Below are 18,365 nucleotides of genomic sequence, written 5' to 3' on the forward strand. Positions count from 1 at the left end.
CGGTTGTGGCCCGGGGGCCTATTCGAGTACCACTTCAAGGTCGAGGTGGCACAGCCTGCGATAAATCTCTTCCTTGCGTTCTCGCACTGCGTGGTTCTGCGGTAACAACTCACAACAGCTATGCAGGAGGTGCAGCACTTCAAGCGCAAGATCAGGTTCCCAGGCCTGCACATCTGAGTTCTGTAATTCTTGATCTAGGGATTCCAGTTGGGTCTTGGCCAGCTCGTATTTCTTGGCCATGAAACACAACCGGGCCAAACTGAACTGCCAGAAAAACCTTACGCGGCCACCATGGGCGCGTTGCAGTCCTTGCTTGAGAATCTGTACCGCGGCCTTGAGGCCGTCCTTGTGCAGAATCGGCATGACCTCTTCCAGCGCCTCTTCCCAGGCGAGTTGGCCGGTGTTGGTTTCGACCTTGCGCGGCGCACTGGTGGTTTGCAGATGGGGCATGACGTTGGCGCTGATCCAGCTGCGGGTAGCCGGGTCGGCGAAGGGCGCGCCGTCGTGAAAACGCAGCTCGACAACTCCCGGCAACCGCTGCAGCAACAGCGAGAGTTGAATTTCCACCTCACGCATGGCGAAGTCGGCGTTCAATCCCTGCAAACACTCCCAAGCCATGCGCTGGCCGTCGAACCAGAACGGCGCTCGGGCCAAACTGGCTTCGAGCTCCACTAGCAGGTCGGCGTACTGTCCTTGCGCGTAGCCTTCCTGGTAGGTTTTCAACTTGTCCGCGGGCAACCCGCGCAAGGCGGTGATCTGCTCGGCATTGCGCTCGGGGACGCTGTCGATAGGCAGCCAAAGCAGCGTGCGGCTGAGGCGCAGAGCACGCAGGTCGGTGGCCTTCTGACGCAACCACCAGGCACACAATGGACGAGCACTTTCCTGCTGCGCGCGCAGGGCTTTATGGGCTTCTTTTTCGTTATCGATGGGAGAACCGGGGGTAAACAGCTGGGTCGCGGCCTGCTTGACTTGGGCCACCGCCGCACCGACCGCGCCGGGTTCTGGTTGATTATCGGCGGCGCGCTGGACCATGGTCGCCAGTCGTCGGCAAATCGGCAGCAACAACGGTGCGCCATCGCCCAGGTGTTGCGTCAGCGCAACGTCCAGCCCCTCCAGGTACTCGACCAAGCGGCGAAATAGCGGAAGCTGCTCCTTAATTGGCACGTTTTCGCTCAGTATTTGCTCAAGACGCGGTACCAGCCAACCGATGGCGGCAGCCCGGGTACGCAGCTTGATCGGGTAAATCTGCTCCCAATGCTGGTCGCACAAGTGGTGCAGCAGACCGAAGCCGGCTAACAGGCCCTGAAAGGACTCACGTTGATACAACGCCCAGGTCAGCCATGCGGCGATCCGCAGATCCTTGGATTGAGTTCGTAACAGAGCTTCGCTGTTTTCGAGAATTTTCAGCCAGTCAATTTGCCCGCTTCCATGCATGGATTGCGCTTTGCCCAGCTCACTCTCCAACGCCTCATATTCGTTTGAAAAACGAATGTCCTCGCCCGCCAGGCTTTTTTTGGAAACAGAGCACTTGGCAAGTTCAAGGTAATGGGCGGACAGTTTGCTTGAGTAGGACATCCATGGCCTTCATCAGGATTATAATTAATACAAATTTCGAAATTGCCGAGAAAGGGACAATATCGAAGATCAATTTGAGTCTTTTGCTCTTTCAGCAGACAAATATCGCATTCACAACGATGACAGTTGACGAGCAACGCATTTAACAAGCAGAAATACCTTATTACTTGTAGAAAACACCCTGCATCAAGCAACAAGCTCTTTTAACACCCAACCACTCAGGTATCGCCCCACCCCACCACCAATCCAATGTCGCAGCAACTTCTTGTAGAATTGATCACGAGGTAAGTAGTTGCGCAGAGTAAAGAGGACAAACACTCAGGTATGTAGGATTTATCCTAGAAATAAACACTTTGTGCGCACAAGATATTTCACGGAGCCCCATGAGAAAAACCCTGAAACAAAGGCACTTCATATATGATCGGCCAATAGTCGAATACGTAACCAACCAAATCAGATAACGATGCGCAGGCATTTTCAATACCTGCACACTCAACCGCCATACCCGTAATATCCAGCAAACCTTTCACCCACAAAAAATGGGCACCCAACCTGATTGGCGTGCCCATCTTAAATACCGCTCTCCCGCTACTTTGGGAGTACGCATCCGTTATGGATTGACGCTGTCTTTCAGCGATTTGCCTGGTTTGAAGGCAACGGTGTTGCTTGCCTTGATTTTCACAGGCTCACCGGTTTGCGGGTTTTTACCGGTGCGGGCGCCACGGTGGCGTTGCAGGAAGGTGCCGAACCCCACCAGGGTGACGCTGTCTTTACGGTGCAGAGCGCCTGTGATTTCTTCAAGAACGGCGTTGAGCACGCGACTGGCTTGTTCTTTGGTGAGATCAGCTTTTTCAGCAATGGCGGCTGCGAGATCTGGTTTACGCATAGTGAAGCCTCTTTGACGGTTTTTTGTTGTTATGTCCGTGCTGTTCTTCCGGAACAGCGCCCAAGGCGCCGCAGGCTCTACTCTGCGGCAGACAGCAGTGAGAATGGCATGCGGGCAAGGGCGGCGCCAGCCTGCGCGCGACCTTTGTAGTGGCAAAAGTGTGTTGAATCCGACAGAACGACCGGTATTTATGCCAGCAGCGCTGGAAGCTCCCGGTTTAGAGCGAGTTTTTCCATCACGGCGCTGCCGGTCAGTGCATAGCCCAGCAGTTTGCCGCTGGCGTCACGGCACAGCGCCTTGATATTGACGCCCTCACCTTCAACCGTCCAGGCACCTTCCGAGCCCCGCGGCGGCGGCGAGACGACCAACGGGCAGACCGGTGTTTTCACGGTAATCGGCATGGGGCCATAGCTGACCACGGTCGGGTTGCCGGCCAGGGTCTGGGCCAGCGCACGGGCGCAACTCATCAGCGGCATGACGTACAGCAGGTTCAGCCCGTCGACTTCGGCGCAGTCGCCCAGGGCGTAGATATTGGCGTGGGATGTTTTGAGATGACGGTCGACCACGATGCCGCGATTGACGGCCAGGCCAGCGGCCGCCGCCAGATCGATGCGCGGGCGCAGGCCAATGGCTGAAACAACGACATCGCAGGGGATGACCTCACCGTCGCTGAGGTGAGCCTCAAGCCCGCCTAGCGTGCGCTGCAAGCGGTTGAGCACCGGCCCAAGGTGGAAACGCGCCCCCAGGCTTTCCAGCCCGGCTTGTACCGCGGCAGCGGCGGCTGGATGCAGCAAAGTCGGCATCACTTGTTCGCACGGCGCCACCAGTTGCACCTCGTAGCCACCGAGGATCAGGTCGTTGGCGAACTCACAGCCGATCAGGCCGGCGCCGAGCAGCAATACCCGGCGCTTGCCGGCCGCCGCGGCGCGAAAGCGTGCGTAATCTTCGAGGTCGTTGATCGGGAAAATCGCCTCAGGGGCATCGCCTTCCACGGGCACCCGCACGGTTTCCGCGCCCCAGGCCAGGATCAGGTCGCGATAGACCAGCGCCTCTTCGCCGATCCACAGGCGCTTGTGGCCCGGATCAATGCCGCTGATGCGGGTATGGGTGCGTATCTCGGCCTTGAGTTGCTCGGCCATGGCACCGGGTTCGGCCATGCTCAGGCCGTCGGCGTCCTTGTTTTTGCCAAAGCCGGTGGAGAGCATCGGCTTGGAGTAGGAGCGACCATCATCTGCGGTAATCAGCAGCAGCGGAGTTTCGCCATCGAGTTTGCGAAACTCCCGGGCCAGGTTGTAGCCAGCCAGCCCGGTGCCGACGATCACGACAGGTGCGTTCATCCCTTTCTCCTCTTCAATTCATAAAAAAGCCGCGATCAAGCAGCGATTTCGATCATCTCGAAATCCATTTTGCCGACGCCACAGTCCGGGCACAGCCAGTCTTGCGGTACATCTTCCCAGCGAGTGCCAGGCAAAATACCGTCATCCGGCCAGCCGTCAGCCTCGTTGTAGATCAGGCCGCAGACCACACATTGCCACTTCTTCATTACTTGTTTCCTCAGATTCCAGGCTTTTTCTGGCACGCACAGTCTAATGCCTCGCCGTGCGGCTCAGGGCGTTTTGTACTGATCGGGATCAATAGATGCAAGCACGTTCGACGCGCGGGCCGGACCCGATCAGGCTCAATCGCTTATCAACATGGTAAGCTCGCCGCCTCATTTGCTGCCAATAATGACTCACTGTGCCGCACTCTACGCCCCTCACCCCTGCCCCTGTCTGGCTGCCCCAAAGCCATCTGACGCCCCTCCCCGACGCGCAAACCCTCGACTGGTTGTTCGATGAAGGCTCGCTGACCCGCCGCCTGACCCGGCTGTCGGATAACGGCTTCAGTGTCACGCCACTGTTCGAGGGCTGGCAAACGCTGCGCGCCGACGAATGCACCGCGCTGAACCTCCCCCCGGAGAGTCAGGGCTGGATCCGCGAGGTGTATTTGCGCGGTCATGGCCAGCCGTGGGTCTTTGCCCGCAGCGTGGCGGCGCGCAGTGCCTTGCAGGGTGGCGGGCTGAATATGGATGAACTGGGCAGCCGTTCGCTGGGCGAGCTGTTGTTCTGCGATCAGGCGTTCCAGCGGCGCGCCATCGAGGTCTGCCACTACCCACTCCAGTGGCTGCCCGTCGAGTCTCGGGCTCCCGGGCTTTGGGGGCGTCGTTCACGTTTTGATCGGGGTGCATTGAGCGTGCTGGTCGCGGAAATATTCCTCCCGACCCTTTGGCTCGCCGCGAGCGCCCATCCGGAGAACTGCTGATGTACCTGAGCCTGCTCAAATCGCTGAATCGCCTGAACCCGCGCGCTTGGGACTTCATTCAGTTGACCCGCATGGACAAGCCGATAGGCATTTACCTGTTGCTGTGGCCGACCCTCTGGGCACTGTGGATTGCCGGCAAGGGCTCGCCATCGCTGAGCAACATCGTGATCTTCGTTCTTGGTGTGGTGCTGACCCGCGCTGGCGGCTGCGTCATCAATGACTGGGCCGACCGTAAAGTCGATGGCCATGTGAAGCGCACCGAGCAGCGTCCGCTGGTCAGCGGCAAGATCAGCTCCAAAGAAGCACTGGTGTTCTTTGCGGTGCTGATGAGCGTGAGCTTTTTGCTGGTGCTGTGCACCAATTCGACGACTATCTGGTTGTCATTCGGCGGGCTGGCGCTGGCGGCCAGTTACCCCTTCATGAAGCGCTACACCTATTACCCGCAAGTGGTGTTGGGCGCGGCGTTTTCCTGGGGAATGCCGATGGCGTTCACCGCCGAAACCGGCAACCTGCCGGCCGCCGCCTGGCTGCTGTATATCGCCAACCTGCTGTGGACCGTGGGTTACGACACTTATTACGCCATGACCGACCGTGACGACGACCTGAAGATCGGCGTGAAATCCACGGCGATCCTGTTTGGCGATGCGGATCGGGCGATCATCCTCACCCTGCAAGGGCTCGCGCTGGGTTGCTTGCTGCTGGCAGGCGCACGCTTCGAGCTGGGCGGCTGGTTCCACCTCGGGCTTGCGGCGGCGGCGGCGTGTTTTGCCTGGGAATTCTGGTACACCCGAGACAAGGACCGACTGAAATGTTTCCAGGCCTTCCTGCATAACCATTGGGCGGGGTTGGCAATATTTGTCGGGATCGTGGCGGATTACGGGTTACGTTGAATGTGAGTCCTGACAGGCGTCAGGGCTGACGCCTTCGCGGGCAGCCTCGCTCCTACGGGTAAGAGCAAGGCTTGCACGTGGCGCAGATCAACTACTTCTGGGTCATGTGCCAGACACCACCTTTGCCGTCACCCATTGCGTCTCCCGGTTTCGCGTCCATTTTATAGGTGTACATCGGCTTGCCGTCATGAGCCCATTGCATCATGCCATCGTCACGCTTGATGATCGTCCACTTGCCTTCGGCCTTGGCACCCGCCGGGGCCATCATCGGCGGCCAATTCTTGGCACAATCAGCGTTACACATCGACTTGCCGCCTGTGTCCTTGTCGAATGTGTACAAGGTCATGCCCTTTTGATCGACCATCATGCCGTTTTTCATCATCCCCGGTTCTGCGGCAAGTGCCAGCCCCGGCAGGACTAGTGCAGCAGTCACCAACAGGGCTTTCCAGGAAACAGTGCAGTGAGACATAGAAACCTTCCTTTTGTGGTTGTCAGGAGTCGGACTTAGAGCTTAGTTCAGGATTGCGCTAATCGCCGTAGCACTGAAATACCGCTGCACGACTGCAATAATTCCGTTATCTGGTGCGGCGCAAGACAGTTAAATGACAAGAGGATTCAGCATGGTTGGCAGGAGCATTCTGATTGTTGACGACGAAGCGCAGCGGCCCTGAAGCCTGCGATCGCATTTTGTCAGCACACTGCATCTATAGATTTTGCGACTACTGCGCCCGAGCACGGACCGGCCGGCGGGAGCTCTCGCCACATGGAAAGAGCTCGACCAGAGAATTTGCGGTGTTTGGGCTGACGCTTCGCGGGCAACAGCCTCGCTCCCACAAGAACTGTGTTATTCCTGCAGGAGCGGGCTTGCAGGGGATCGACCTCAGGACTAACCCGAACTATTCAGGTTTGGCAACGTGCCAGGCGCCGTCCATTTTCCCTTCACCAGTCATGTCACCAGCCTTCTTGTCCATGACGAAGGTGTACAGCGGCTTGCCGTAGTAGGCCCATTGCATCTTGCCGTCATCGCGTTTGATCACCGTCCAGTCACCCATGGCCTTGTCGCTGCTTGAAGCCGCGAGCGGCGGCCAGTTTGCGGCGCACTTGTCATTACACATGGACTTGCCGCCAGCATCCTTGGCAAAGGTGTACAAGGTCATGCCCTTGTGATCAACGAGTACTCCGCCCTTTGTCATCGCCGGATCGGCAGCAAAAGCCAGCCCCGGCAGGACTAGTGCAGCAATCACCAACAGGGCTTTCCAGGAAACAGTGCTGTGAGACATAGAAACCTTCCTTTTGTGGTTGTCAGGTGTGGGACTTAGAGCTTAGTTCAGGAACACGCCGATCGCTCTGGCACTAAAATACTGTCACACGACTGCAATAATTCCGTTATCTAATGCGGCGCAAGACAGTTAAATGACAAGAGGATTCAGCATGGTTGGCAGGAGCATTCTGATTGTTGACGACGAAGCGCCTATTCGCGAGATGATCGCCGTTGCGTTGGAAATGGCCGGCTACGACTGCCTGGAAGCGGAAAACTCCCAGCAGGCTCATGCCATCATTGTCGACCGCAAGCCCGACCTGATTCTGCTCGACTGGATGCTCCCCGGCACTTCAGGCATCGAGTTGGCCCGGCGCCTCAAGCGCGATGAGCTGACCGGGGATATCCCGATCATCATGCTCACCGCCAAGGGCGAAGAGGACAACAAGATCCAGGGCCTGGAAGTCGGCGCCGACGACTACATCACCAAACCCTTTTCCCCTCGTGAGCTGGTCGCCCGTCTGAAGGCCGTACTGCGCCGCGCCGGCCCGACCGATGGCGAAGCGCCGATCGAAGTCGGTGGCCTGCTGCTCGACCCGATCAGCCATCGCGTGACCATCGACGGCAAACCCGCCGAGATGGGCCCCACCGAATACCGCTTGCTGCAGTTCTTCATGACCCACCAGGAGCGTGCTTATACCCGCGGGCAACTGCTCGATCAGGTCTGGGGCGGCAATGTGTATGTCGAGGAGCGCACTGTTGACGTGCATATCCGTCGTCTGCGCAAAGCCCTCGGCGATGCCTATGAGAATCTGGTACAAACCGTACGTGGCACCGGCTATCGCTTTTCCACCAAAGGCTGAGCCGCACTTACCCGCCGGACAAGCTGACAAGGACGCATGTTTAATTGAACCAAAACTGGCATGGCACCCTGATACGCCACATGCTGCTTCTGATCACCGGCTGTTTGCTGATCGGTTTGATCAGCGGTTATTACGGCTGGAGCCTGGCCATTGGCCTGGGGGCCTATCTGGGCTGGACGCTCAAGCAGCTGTTGCGTTTGCACGAATGGCTGCGCCTGCACAAACCCGACGACGCCCCGCCCGACGGCTATGGCCTGTGGGGCGAAGTGTTCGACAGCATCTATCACCTGCAACGCCGCGACCAGCGGGTGCGCGGGCGGCTGCAAGCGGTGATCGACCGGGTTCAGGAATCCACGGCCGCGCTGAAAGACGCGGTGATCATGCTCGACAGCGACGGCAACCTGGAATGGTGGAACCGCGCCGCGGAAACCCTGCTCGGGCTTAAAACCCCGCAGGACAGCGGCCAACCGGTGACCAACCTGGTACGCCACCCGCGCTTCAAGGAATATTTCGAGCAGGAGAACTACGCCGAACCGCTGGAAATCCCCTCGCCGACCAATGATCGCCTGCGCATCCAGCTGTACATCACCCGCTACGGCAACAACGAGCACTTGATGCTGGTGCGCGATGTCACCCGCATTCATCAACTCGAACAGATGCGCAAAGACTTCATCGCCAACGTGTCCCATGAACTGCGTACGCCGCTGACGGTGATTTGCGGTTACCTGGAAACCTTGCTCGACAACATCGAAGAAGTGAACCCGCGCTGGACCCGCGCCCTGCAGCAAATGCAGCAGCAAGGTGGACGCATGCAGACCTTGCTCAATGACTTGTTGCTGCTGGCCAAGCTGGAAGCCACCGACTACCCGTCGGATAATCAGCCAGTGTCGGTGGACAACCTGCTGCTATCGATCAAGAACGATGCTCTGGCATTGTCCGGGCAACGCAATCAACGCATCACGCTGGAAGCCGATTCTTCGATTTTGCTCAAGGGCAGCGAAGCCGAGCTGCGCAGTGCGTTCTCCAATCTGGTGTTCAACGCGGTGAAATACACCCCGGCCGAAGGCAACATCCGCATTCGTTGGTGGGGCGACGAACAAGGCGCGCACCTCAGCGTGCAGGACTCCGGCATTGGCATCGACAGCAAACACCTGCCGCGCCTGACCGAACGCTTCTACCGCGTCGACTCCAGCCGCAACTCCAATACCGGTGGCACCGGGCTGGGGCTGGCCATCGTCAAACACGTGTTGCTGCGCCACCGCGCGCGGCTGGAGATCAGCAGCGTGCTGGGCCATGGCAGCACCTTCACCTGCCATTTCGTACCCGCCCAAGTCACGAAATCCAGGGCCGGCAGCCTGACCGACTAGCTCCACAATGACTGACCACTAGGCAATCACCCTGTCAGCCGCTACATTGGCTGACTTGGGCCTGCCTTTCAGGCTCGGCAATCCTCTTTCTTTTCGAATATACGGAACCCGCAAAACTCCACCATGGACCCTTCCCCTAGTTTCACCCTCGCCTCACTCTTCGCCGATTTCGGCATGATCCTTTTTGCACTGATCCTGGTTTTGCTCAACGGCTTCTTCGTTGCGGCCGAGTTCGCCATGGTCAAACTGCGCTCGACCCGGGTTGAGTCCATCGCTCACACCAATGGCTGGCGCGGGCAGATCCTGCGCACCGTACACAGCCAGCTCGACGCCTACCTGTCTGCCTGCCAGCTGGGTATTACCCTCGCTTCCCTGGGCCTGGGTTGGGTCGGTGAGCCGGCGTTCGCGCACATTCTCGAACCACTACTCGACGCCGTCGGCGTACATTCCGCTGAAGTGGTCAAAGGCGTGTCGTTCTTTACCGCCTTCTTCATCATTTCCTACCTGCACATTGTGGTCGGCGAGCTGGCCCCAAAATCCTGGGCGATTCGCAAGCCCGAGTTGCTGTCGCTGTGGACCGCGGTGCCGCTGTACCTGTTCTATTGGGTGATGTACCCGGCCATTTACCTGCTCAACGCCAGCGCCAATACCATCCTGCGGATCGCCGGCCAAGGCGAACCCGGCCCGCATCACGACCACCATTACACCCGTGAGGAACTGAAACTGATCCTGCACTCCAGCCGTGGCCAGGATCCGAGCGACCAAGGCATGCGAGTACTGGCCTCGGCCGTGGAAATGGGCGAGCTGGAGGTGGTCGACTGGGCCAACTCCCGTGAGGACCTGGTATCGATCGAGTTCAACGCTCCGCTCAAGGAAATCCTCGCGCAGTTCCGTCGCCACAAGTTCAGCCGCTACCCGGTCTACGACACCGAGCGCAATGAGTTCGTCGGTCTGCTGCACATCAAGGATCTGCTGCTGGAACTGGCCGCGCTGGACCACATTCCCGAGTCGTTCAACCTCGCCGAACTGACCCGCCCGCTGGAGCGCGTGTCCCGACACATGCCGCTGTCGCACTTGCTGGAGCAGTTCCGCAAGGGCGGCTCGCACTTCGTGCTGGTGGAAGAAGCCGATCGCAACATCATTGGCTATCTGACCATGGAAGACGTGCTGGAAGTGCTGGTCGGTGACATCCAGGACGAACACCGCAAGGCCGAACGCGGCATCCTCGCCTACCAGCCGGGCAAACTGCTGGTGCGTGGCGATACGCCGCTGTTCAAGGTCGAACGCCTGCTGGGCATCGACCTGGACCACATCGAAGCCGAAACCCTCGCCGGGCTGGTCTACGAAACCCTGAAACGGGTGCCGGAAGAGGAAGAAGTACTGGAAGTCGAAGGTTTGCGGATCATCATCAAAAAGATGAAAGGCCCGAAAATCATATTGGCCAAGGTGTTGATGCTCGATTAAGCACAAGGCGGGCGACCGCCTGCGATTTTCTGCTTTTAAACAATCATTGCCTGCCCAACGCAAAGTTGGGCAGCGCCCCTACCGGTTGATTCAACTGAAACGGGATCGACACCAACCCCAGGCCGGTATTGCGCTGCACCACAAAATGCAGGTGCGGCCCGCTGCTGTTGCCGGTGTTGCCTGACAACGCCAACGCGCTCCCCACCGCCACTCGCTGCCCCTCACGAACATTCACCGAGCCTTGCTTGAGGTGCAGATAGACGCCCATGGTGCCGTCGTCGTGCAGCACCCGGACAAAGTTGCCGGAAGGGTCGGTGCCACGCCCGGTCTGGGTATTTTCAGTCTTCACCACTATCCCGCCACGGGCCGCGATGATGGGCGTGCCTTCGGGCATGGCAATGTCCATGGCATAGCGACTCTTGACTGCGAAGTGACTGTATTGACCGTTGGCCCCCTGAGTCAGCCGAAACGGCCCGCCTCGCCAAGGCAGTGGATAACGATAGGCCTGCACCGCCCCTGAAGGGTCACCCAGCGAATAGCGGAACCTTGGGGTATAGACCAACGGCTTGTCGCCCAGCGTTGGCCGGTCGCTGAACGAGACCACGCCGCTGGCGTCGGTGGACTTGTAGATCGTCATGGCCACAGCCGATGTGGTGGCCATGAAAAGACCACAGAAAAACAACAATCGCGCGAGCATGGGCAAGGATCTGTCGACTAAGGCGTGCAAAGCAGCCTATCAGCTGTGATGCACCAGCGAAGTCGTCAGATGTTTCAGAACTGTGCGTTGATTCAGGGAGGATTGTGTTGAATTCAAGGCCGCCATATCGCGGGCAATCCGACTTGCCCGCGATAGACGGTCTGAGCGTCGGAATAGAGATCGATCAGACCCAAAAACGCTTATGCACCCGGCACAAAATGCTTCTGCGCCGTACCGCGAGCGATCAGTCGGGAAATGTAGTCGAGTTTCTGCGCGTCCTGGTCGACAAAGCGGAAGGTCAGTTGCAGCCAGTCGCTGTCCGGTTTCGGCTCGTGGGCGACGACCGCGTGCAGGTAGCCGTTCAGACGCGCCACTTCGGCGTTGTCGCCCTGCTCAAGGTCGAGCACGGCGCTGTCGAGGATTTGCGGCAGGGTGTCGGTGCGTTTTACTACCAGCAGCGCTTCTTTGATGCTCAGCGCCTTGATCACACACTGTTGGGTACCGCTGGGCAGACGCAATTGGCCTTGACCACGACCGCCAGCCGAGGCGCCGGAAGCTGCTGGCGCCTTGACCGGTGGACTGTTGAGCAGACCTCGAGCCGGCGCCTCGGCTGCAGGTTTGGCGAACGGGCTGACCGGGGCAGCAGCCGCCGGAACCACTGCAGCCTTACCGCCGGTCAGCGCACTGAGGGAGTCGTTGCCGAACGCCGAGTTCATTTTGGTGGGGGCGCTGGAAAGCAAGGTGTCGAGTTTACCGACCTTGTTCAGGGCCTGTTTGACCTTGGTCAGCAACTGCTCGTTGGTGAAGGGTTTGCTGACGTAGCCGGAAACGCCGGCCTGGATCGCCTGAACCACGTTCTCTTTGTCGCCACGGCTGGTGACCATGACGAACGGCATGGCTTTGAGGTTGTCCTGTTCGCGGCACCAGGTCAGCAGTTCGAGGCCGGACATTTCCGGCATCTCCCAGTCGCACAGGACCAGATCGAACGCTTCACGGGCGAGTAAGGCCTGGGCTTTCCTGCCGTTGACAGCATCCTCAATCCTGATGCCGGGGAAGTAGTTGCGCAGGCACTTCTTCATCAGATCACGAATGAACGAAGCATCATCCACCACCAACACACTTACCTTACTCATCGACCACCCCTTTAAAAAATCCCGGCAAGCATAACGCTCATCTGATGGCAATTTGCCAAAACTCTTCAGCCACGCCGGTACTTTTTTCGTTCGCGGGTGCTATGAATTCGAAAACCACAAACAAAAACGCCCGACCAAAAGGCCGGGCGCTTTTCTTGGGCAATCTTACTTATCGTCAGGTTTGCCCGGAACATTAGCGCTTTCAGCGCTTGTGCCTTCAACTTCTTCTTTCATGCGTTTGAGGCCCAGGTGACGTACGTCGGTGCCGCGCACCAGGTAGATCACCAGTTCCGAGATGTTGCGCGCATGGTCACCGATCCGCTCCAGCGAACGCAGGACCCAGATGATGCTCAAGACCCGCGAGATAGAGCGCGGGTCTTCCATCATGAAGGTCGCCAGCTCACGCAGCGCGGTCTTGTATTCGCGGTCGATGACCTTGTCGTACTGTGCCACCGACAGCGCCAGATCGGCGTCGAAGCGCGCGAAGGCGTCCAGTGCATCGCGGACCATGTTGCGCACCTGGTCACCGATGTGCCGGACTTCGACGTAACCGCGCGGCGCTTCGCCTTCTTCGCACAACTGGATGGCGCGACGGGCGATCTTGGTCGCTTCGTCGCCGATGCGCTCCAGGTCGATCACCGATTTGGAGATGCTGATGATCAAACGCAGGTCGGACGCCGCCGGTTGGCGACGAGCCAGAATGCGCAGGCATTCTTCGTCGATGTTGCGCTCCATTTGATTGATCTGGTCATCGATCTCGCGCACTTGCTGGGCCAGACCCGAGTCGGCTTCAATCAGCGCGGTCACGGCGTCGTTGACCTGTTTCTCCACCAAACCACCCATCGCCAGGAGGTGGCTGCGCACCTCCTCGAGTTCGGCATTGAACTGCTGGGAGATGTGATGCGTGAGGCTGTCTTTACTAATCATGGTTGGCGTCCTTGGAGCGTCCGGTAAGGTGCGGTCGACCGCAGCGTTGGTTCAGTGAACGACTGCTGCTTCCTAGCCGTAACGACCGGTGATGTAGTCTTCAGTCTGCTTCTTCGCCGGATTGGTGAACAGGGTGTCAGTGTCGCCGAACTCCACCAGTTTGCCCATGTACATGAACGCCGTGTAGTCAGAAACCCGGGCGGCCTGTTGCATGTTGTGGGTGACGATAACGATGGTGAATTTGGATTTCAGCTCGTAGATCAGCTCTTCCACTTTCAGCGTCGAGATAGGGTCCAGAGCCGAGCACGGTTCGTCGAGCAACAGGACTTCCGGCTCCACGGCGATGGTGCGGGCAATCACCAGACGTTGCTGCTGACCACCGGACAGGCCAAGTGCCGACTCGTGCAGGCGGTCCTTGACCTCCTCCCACAGCGCCGCGCCCTTAAGCGCCCATTCGACCGCTTCGTCGAGCACACGCTTTTTGTTGATGCCTTGAATGCGCAGGCCGTAAACCACGTTCTCATAGATGGTTTTCGGGAACGGGTTAGGCTTCTGGAACACCATCCCGACCCGGCGACGCAATTCGGCGACGTCTTCACCCTTGCGGTAGATGTTGTTGCCGTACAGATTGATTTCACCTTCCACGCGGCAGCCGTCGACCAGATCGTTCATCCGGTTGAAGGTACGCAGCAGGGTCGACTTGCCGCAGCCGGACGGGCCGATGAAGGCGGTCACGCGCTGCTTGGGAATGTTCATGCTGACGTCGAACAGTGCTTGTTTGTCGCCGTAATACAGGCTCAGGCTCGGCACTTCGATGGCGACGGTTTCTTGCGCCAGACTCAAGCTTTGCTTGTCGCGCCCCAGGGCGGACATGTTGATGCCGTGGCTATGTGCTTCGTGCTGCATGGGATGCTCCCTACGCTAACAAATTCGATTCAGTTGGCCGCTGGCCTCACGAGGCGGGCCAGCGGTAATGCCGTTCTGTAGGAGCGAGCGGTGCGGCGATCCGACTTGCCCGCGATGCCGCCGGTGAGTTTTAACCGGCTCACCGCGGTGATGCCATCGCGAGCAAGCTTCGCTCCTACAGGGTCGGCGGCGATTAACTATCCAAAGCTTTGTATTTTTCGCGCAGGTGGTTACGAATCGCCACCGCGGACAGGTTGAGCAAGGCGATCACCAGCACCAGCAGCAGCGCCGTGGCGTACACCAGCGGCCGTGCGGCTTCGACGTTCGGGCTTTGGAAGCCGACGTCATAAATATGGAAGCCCAGGTGCATGATCTTCTGGTCCAGGTGCAGGTACGGGTAGTTACCATCCATCGGCAGCGACGGGGCCAGTTTCACCACGCCCACCAGCATCAGCGGCGCCACTTCACCAGCGGCGCGGGCCACGGCGAGGATCATGCCGGTCATCATCGCAGGGCTGGCCATCGGCAGAACGATCTTCCACAGCGTTTCCGCCTTGGTCGCACCGAGCGCCAACGAACCTTCACGCACTGTGCGAGGGATCCGCGCCAGACCTTCTTCCGTGGCGACGATGACTACCGGCACCGCCAGCAACGCCAGGGTCAGGGACGCCCAGAGCAGGCCCGGCGTACCGAAGGTCGGTGCCGGTAGCGCTTCAGGGAAGAACAAACGGTCGACCGAGCCGCCCAATACGTAGACAAAGAAGCCCAGACCGAACACGCCGTACACAATGGCCGGAACACCTGCCAGGTTGTTCACGGCGATGCGGATCAGTCGGGTCATCGGGCCCTGACGTGCATATTCACGCAGGTAAACCGCCGCCAGCACGCCGAACGGGGTAACGATCATGGCCATGATCAGGGTCATCATCACGGTGCCGAAAATCGCCGGGAAGATCCCGCCTTCGGTGTTGGCTTCACGCGGGTCGTCGCTGAGGAATTCCCAGGCCTTGTTGAAGTAGAAACCGACTTTGGTCAGCGTGCTCATGGCGTTCGGCTGATAGGCGTGAACCACTTTGCCGATGCCGATTTCCACTTCTTTACCGTTGGCATCGCGGGCCGTGAGGCTGTCGCGATTGAACTGCGTGTGCAGGTCACTGAGCTGCGCTTCGACCGCCTGATAGCGGTTGTTCAGCTCGGCGCGCTCCCCGTCCATATCCGCCTGAGCGGCGGCATCGAGCTTGCCGGCCAGTTCCAGCTTGCGAGCATGCAGACGCAAACGTTCGAGGCCGGCGTTGATGGCACCGATATCAGACTTTTCGAGGGCTTTGAGTTGCACGGCGAGCTTGTTGACGCGCTCGACACGGGCTTGCAGTTCCGGCCATGCGGCCTCGCCTTCAGCGATGACCTTGCCGTCCTGCTTGACGTTGACCAGGTAGCCGTAGAAGTTGCCCCACTCACGACGCTCGATGGTCATCAGTTCAGCAGGCGTGCTCTGGCTGGTCAGCCACTCGCCAACGATCCAGGTGAAGTCGTTGCCATTGAGGTCACGGTTGCCGACCTTGATCAGCTCGCGGGTCATGAACTCCGGGCCTTGATCAGGTACTGGCAGGCCAGCACTTTTCAGGCGCTCACGAGGCACTTCTTCTTTCTGCACCACTTCGCCGATGACGATGTGATTGGCCTGGTTCGGCACGTTGTAACTGGCGTGCATCAGGTCCGCCGGCCAGAAATGGCCCAGACCGCGCACTGCAATCACTGCCAGCAGACCGAGGGTCATGATGACCGCGATGGACACCGCACCACCGCTGATCCAGACGCCGGGGGCGCCGCTCTTGAACCAGCCTTTTAGGGAGTTCTGTTTCACAGACTTCTACCTTTCTTAAAGCGACGAGTATTTCTTGCGCAGACGCTGACGGATCAGCTCGGCGAGGGTGTTCATGATGAAGGTGAACAACAGCAGCACCAGCGCCGAGAGGAACAGCACGCGGTAGTGGCTGCCGCCGACTTCCGATTCGGGCATTTCCACCGCGACGTTGGCGGCCAGGGTACGCAGCCCTTCGAACAGGTTCAATTCCATGACCGGGGTGTTGCCGGTGGCCATCAGCACGATCATGGTTTCACCCACCGCACGGCCCATGCCGATCATCAACGCCGAGAAGATGCCCGGACTGGCGGTGAGGATCACCACCCGTGTCATGGTCTGCCATGGAGTAGCACCCAGTGCCAGCGAACCCAGCGTCAGGCCACGCGGCACACTGAACACAGCGTCTTCGGCAATCGAGTAGATGTTCGGAATAACGGCGAAACCCATGGCCAGACCGACTACCAGGGCGTTGCGCTGGTCGTAGGTAATGCCCAGGTCGTGGGAGATCCACATGCGCATGTCGCCGCCGAAGAACCAGGTTTCCATGTACGGGCTCATGTACAGCGACAGCCAGCCTACGAACAGAATCACCGGAATCAGGATTGCGCTTTCCCAGCCGTCCGGAACCCGCAGGCGCAGCGACTCAGGCAGGCGGCTCCAGGCGAACCCGGCCACCAGGATGCCAATCGGCAGCAGCATCAGCAGGCTGAAGATGCCCGGCAAATGACCTTCGACATACGGTGCCAGGAACAGACCGGCGAAGAAACCGAGGATCACCGTCGGCATCGCTTCCATCAGCTCGATCACCGGTTTGACCTTGCGGCGCATGCCCGGAGCCATGAAATACGCGGTATAGATCGCGGCGGCGACGGCCAGCGGTGCGGCCAGCAGCATGGCGTAGAACGCAGCTTTCAGCGTACCGAAGGTCAGCGGCGAGAGGCTCAGCTTGGGTTCGAAGTCAGTGTTGGCGGCGGTCGACTGCCAGACATACTTAGGCTCGTCGTAGTTTTCGTACCAGACCTTGCCCCACAGCGCGCTCCAGGAAACCTCCGGGTGCGGGTTGTCGAGCAGCAGCGGTTGCAGCTTGCCACCCGCCTCGACGATAACGCGGTTGGCTCGTGGCGACAGACCGAAAATACCGGCGCCGTCGACCACTGGTTCAACCAGCAAGGTGCGGTGGGCGGTGCTATGGAACACACCGAGCTTGCCCGAGGCGTCCAGGGCGATGAAACCTTTGCGACGTTCTTCAGCGGTGATTTCAACGATCGGCGTGGTGCTCATCTGGAAGGTCCGAATCTGCTTCAGACGCAGCTCGCCATCCGTGTCGCGGGCCATGAACCACTGGGCCAGGCCGCCTTTGGAGTCACCGATGATCAACGAGATACCGCCCACCAGTTGGGTACTGGCAGTCACTTCGGCATTGCCGTCTTCGAGCAGCTTGTAGCGACCGTTGAGGCTCTTGTCGCGCAGGCTGAACACGTCGGCTTGGGCACGACCGTTGACCACGTACAGCCATTGCTGGCGCGGATCGATGTAGATCGCTTTGACCGTCTCGGTCATTTGCGGCAGTTCGATGCGGGTCTGATTACTGGTGACTTCACCGGTCATCATGTTTTCTTCGCGGGTCAGCGACAGCACATGCAGCTGCGGACCGGTAGAGCCGGCAACCACCAGCGCCGATTCGGTGGCGTTGAGGCTGACGCGCTCAAGGGCGCCGCCCTGCTCGTTCAGCGCGATCGGCGTTTCACCGTACGGGTATTCGATGGCTGGCGAAATGGTCTTCTTGCCATCCGGGTAGCTGACTTTGTAAGTGTGGCGGAACACCAGGGCCTGGCCGTTTGACAAGCCAACTACCACCAACGGATGCCCCGGCTGGTCTTCACCAATGGACGTCACGCTGACGCCGGCCGGAATCGGCAGGTTCACGCGGCTCAATTCAGCACCACTGTCGATGTCGAAGAACAACGCCTGACCTTTGTCGGAAACCCGCATAGCGACCTGGTTCTGCTCTTCAAGAGAGATCATCAACGGCTTGCCGGCGTCTTGTATCCAGGCAGGGGTGATGGCGTCCTTGGCGGTCAAGTCAGCGCCCTGGAACAGCGGCATTACGACGTAACCGAGGAAGAAGAAGATCAAGGTGATTGCGCCGAGGACGGCCAGACCGCCTATCAGCACATACCATTGGGTCAGGCGGTCTTTGAGCGCGCGGATACGGCGCTTGCGTTGCAGCTCAG

At 59.2% G+C, this 18,365-nt stretch carries 18 protein-coding genes; 5 read left to right on the forward strand and 13 right to left on the reverse strand.

The genetic code is table 11. The annotated features are described in order from the left end of the window. Nucleotides 1-18: 18 nt before the first annotated feature. The 5 genes from tssA to AC07VR_RS03350 form a co-directional block, all read right to left on the reverse strand. Nucleotides 19-1,575 carry a type VI secretion system protein TssA gene (gene tssA, locus AC07VR_RS03330; RefSeq protein ID WP_495010456.1) on the reverse strand — a complete coding sequence of 519 codons (1,557 nt, stop codon included), beginning with the start codon at nt 1,573-1,575 and terminating at the stop codon, nt 19-21. A 371-nt stretch (nt 1,576-1,946) separates the two neighbouring features. Then, nucleotides 1,947-2,144, reverse strand: a complete 198-nt coding sequence (locus AC07VR_RS03335) for a hypothetical protein (RefSeq protein ID WP_494990932.1) — start codon at nt 2,142-2,144, stop codon at nt 1,947-1,949. Between the two features lie 41 nt (nt 2,145-2,185). Next, nucleotides 2,186-2,461, reverse strand: a complete 276-nt coding sequence (locus tag AC07VR_RS03340; protein WP_154860881.1) for an HU family DNA-binding protein — start codon at nt 2,459-2,461, stop codon at nt 2,186-2,188. 188 nt (nt 2,462-2,649) lie between these two features. After that, nucleotides 2,650-3,798 (reverse strand): NAD(P)/FAD-dependent oxidoreductase, encoded by a 1,149-nt coding sequence (locus tag AC07VR_RS03345; protein WP_495010457.1) that lies wholly within the window; start codon nt 3,796-3,798, stop codon nt 2,650-2,652. Nucleotides 3,799-3,833: 35 nt separating this feature from the next. Beyond that, complete coding sequence (locus AC07VR_RS03350) at nt 3,834-4,004, reverse strand: rubredoxin (protein ID WP_494990934.1); 171 nt, start codon at nt 4,002-4,004, stop codon at nt 3,834-3,836. Between the two features lie 194 nt (nt 4,005-4,198). On the opposite strand from AC07VR_RS03350, the gene AC07VR_RS03355 reads away from it, so the two are divergent. Both AC07VR_RS03355 and ubiA read left to right on the forward strand, forming a co-directional pair. Continuing rightward, nucleotides 4,199-4,762: a chorismate--pyruvate lyase family protein gene (locus AC07VR_RS03355; protein WP_495010458.1), complete on the forward strand. Its 564-nt coding sequence runs from the start codon at nt 4,199-4,201 to the stop codon at nt 4,760-4,762. Next, nucleotides 4,762-5,652: a 4-hydroxybenzoate octaprenyltransferase gene (ubiA, locus tag AC07VR_RS03360; RefSeq protein WP_494990936.1), complete on the forward strand. Its 891-nt coding sequence runs from the start codon at nt 4,762-4,764 to the stop codon at nt 5,650-5,652. Before AC07VR_RS03355 ends, ubiA begins: the two co-directional genes overlap by 1 nt. A gap of 91 nt (nt 5,653-5,743) precedes the next feature. Here ubiA and AC07VR_RS03365 read toward each other — a convergent pair whose 3' ends face one another. Both AC07VR_RS03365 and AC07VR_RS03370 read right to left on the reverse strand, forming a co-directional pair. Continuing rightward, the gene (locus AC07VR_RS03365) at nt 5,744-6,121 is read right to left on the reverse strand and encodes a COG4315 family predicted lipoprotein (RefSeq protein ID WP_495010459.1); all 378 of its coding nucleotides are present in this window, start codon (nt 6,119-6,121) and stop codon (nt 5,744-5,746) included. 427 nt (nt 6,122-6,548) lie between these two features. After that, nucleotides 6,549-6,932, reverse strand: a complete 384-nt coding sequence (locus AC07VR_RS03370; protein WP_495010460.1) for a COG4315 family predicted lipoprotein — start codon at nt 6,930-6,932, stop codon at nt 6,549-6,551. A gap of 151 nt (nt 6,933-7,083) precedes the next feature. Between AC07VR_RS03370 and phoB the strand changes: the two genes are divergently transcribed. The 3 genes from phoB (at nt 7,084) to AC07VR_RS03385 (ending at nt 10,604) form a co-directional block, all read left to right on the forward strand. Further along, nucleotides 7,084-7,773, forward strand: coding sequence for a phosphate regulon transcriptional regulator PhoB (gene phoB, locus AC07VR_RS03375; protein WP_003176964.1), 690 nt, complete (start codon nt 7,084-7,086; stop codon nt 7,771-7,773). An 80-nt stretch (nt 7,774-7,853) separates the two neighbouring features. Beyond that, nucleotides 7,854-9,140 (forward strand): phosphate regulon sensor histidine kinase PhoR, encoded by a 1,287-nt coding sequence (gene phoR / locus AC07VR_RS03380; protein WP_494990939.1) that lies wholly within the window; start codon nt 7,854-7,856, stop codon nt 9,138-9,140. A gap of 123 nt (nt 9,141-9,263) precedes the next feature. Further along, nucleotides 9,264-10,604: a hemolysin family protein gene (locus AC07VR_RS03385; protein WP_495010461.1), complete on the forward strand. Its 1,341-nt coding sequence runs from the start codon at nt 9,264-9,266 to the stop codon at nt 10,602-10,604. A gap of 43 nt (nt 10,605-10,647) precedes the next feature. Here the strand turns inward: AC07VR_RS03385 and AC07VR_RS03390 are convergent, their stop codons facing one another. The 6 genes from AC07VR_RS03390 to AC07VR_RS03415 form a co-directional block, all read right to left on the reverse strand. Next, entirely contained in the window at nt 10,648-11,301 is a 654-nt protein-coding gene (locus tag AC07VR_RS03390; protein WP_495010462.1) for a M23 family metallopeptidase, read from the reverse strand. Nucleotides 11,302-11,501: 200 nt separating this feature from the next. Continuing rightward, a complete protein-coding gene (locus AC07VR_RS03395; protein ID WP_495010463.1) occupies nt 11,502-12,434 on the reverse strand; it encodes a response regulator in 933 nt (310 codons plus the stop codon). A 165-nt stretch (nt 12,435-12,599) separates the two neighbouring features. Further along, entirely contained in the window at nt 12,600-13,361 is a 762-nt protein-coding gene (gene phoU / locus AC07VR_RS03400; RefSeq protein ID WP_494990943.1) for a phosphate signaling complex protein PhoU, read from the reverse strand. Nucleotides 13,362-13,433: 72 nt separating this feature from the next. Continuing rightward, nucleotides 13,434-14,267 (reverse strand): phosphate ABC transporter ATP-binding protein PstB, encoded by an 834-nt coding sequence (pstB, locus tag AC07VR_RS03405; RefSeq protein WP_494990944.1) that lies wholly within the window; start codon nt 14,265-14,267, stop codon nt 13,434-13,436. 193 nt (nt 14,268-14,460) lie between these two features. Then, entirely contained in the window at nt 14,461-16,131 is a 1,671-nt protein-coding gene (gene pstA, locus AC07VR_RS03410) for a phosphate ABC transporter permease PstA (protein WP_495010464.1), read from the reverse strand. A gap of 15 nt (nt 16,132-16,146) precedes the next feature. Continuing rightward, nucleotides 16,147-18,180, reverse strand: coding sequence for an ABC transporter permease subunit (locus tag AC07VR_RS03415; protein ID WP_495010567.1), 2,034 nt, complete (start codon nt 18,178-18,180; stop codon nt 16,147-16,149). Between the last annotated feature and the right edge of the window lie 185 nt (nt 18,181-18,365).

Source organism: Pseudomonas sp. GW821-FHT02H09, assembly GCF_059421425.1.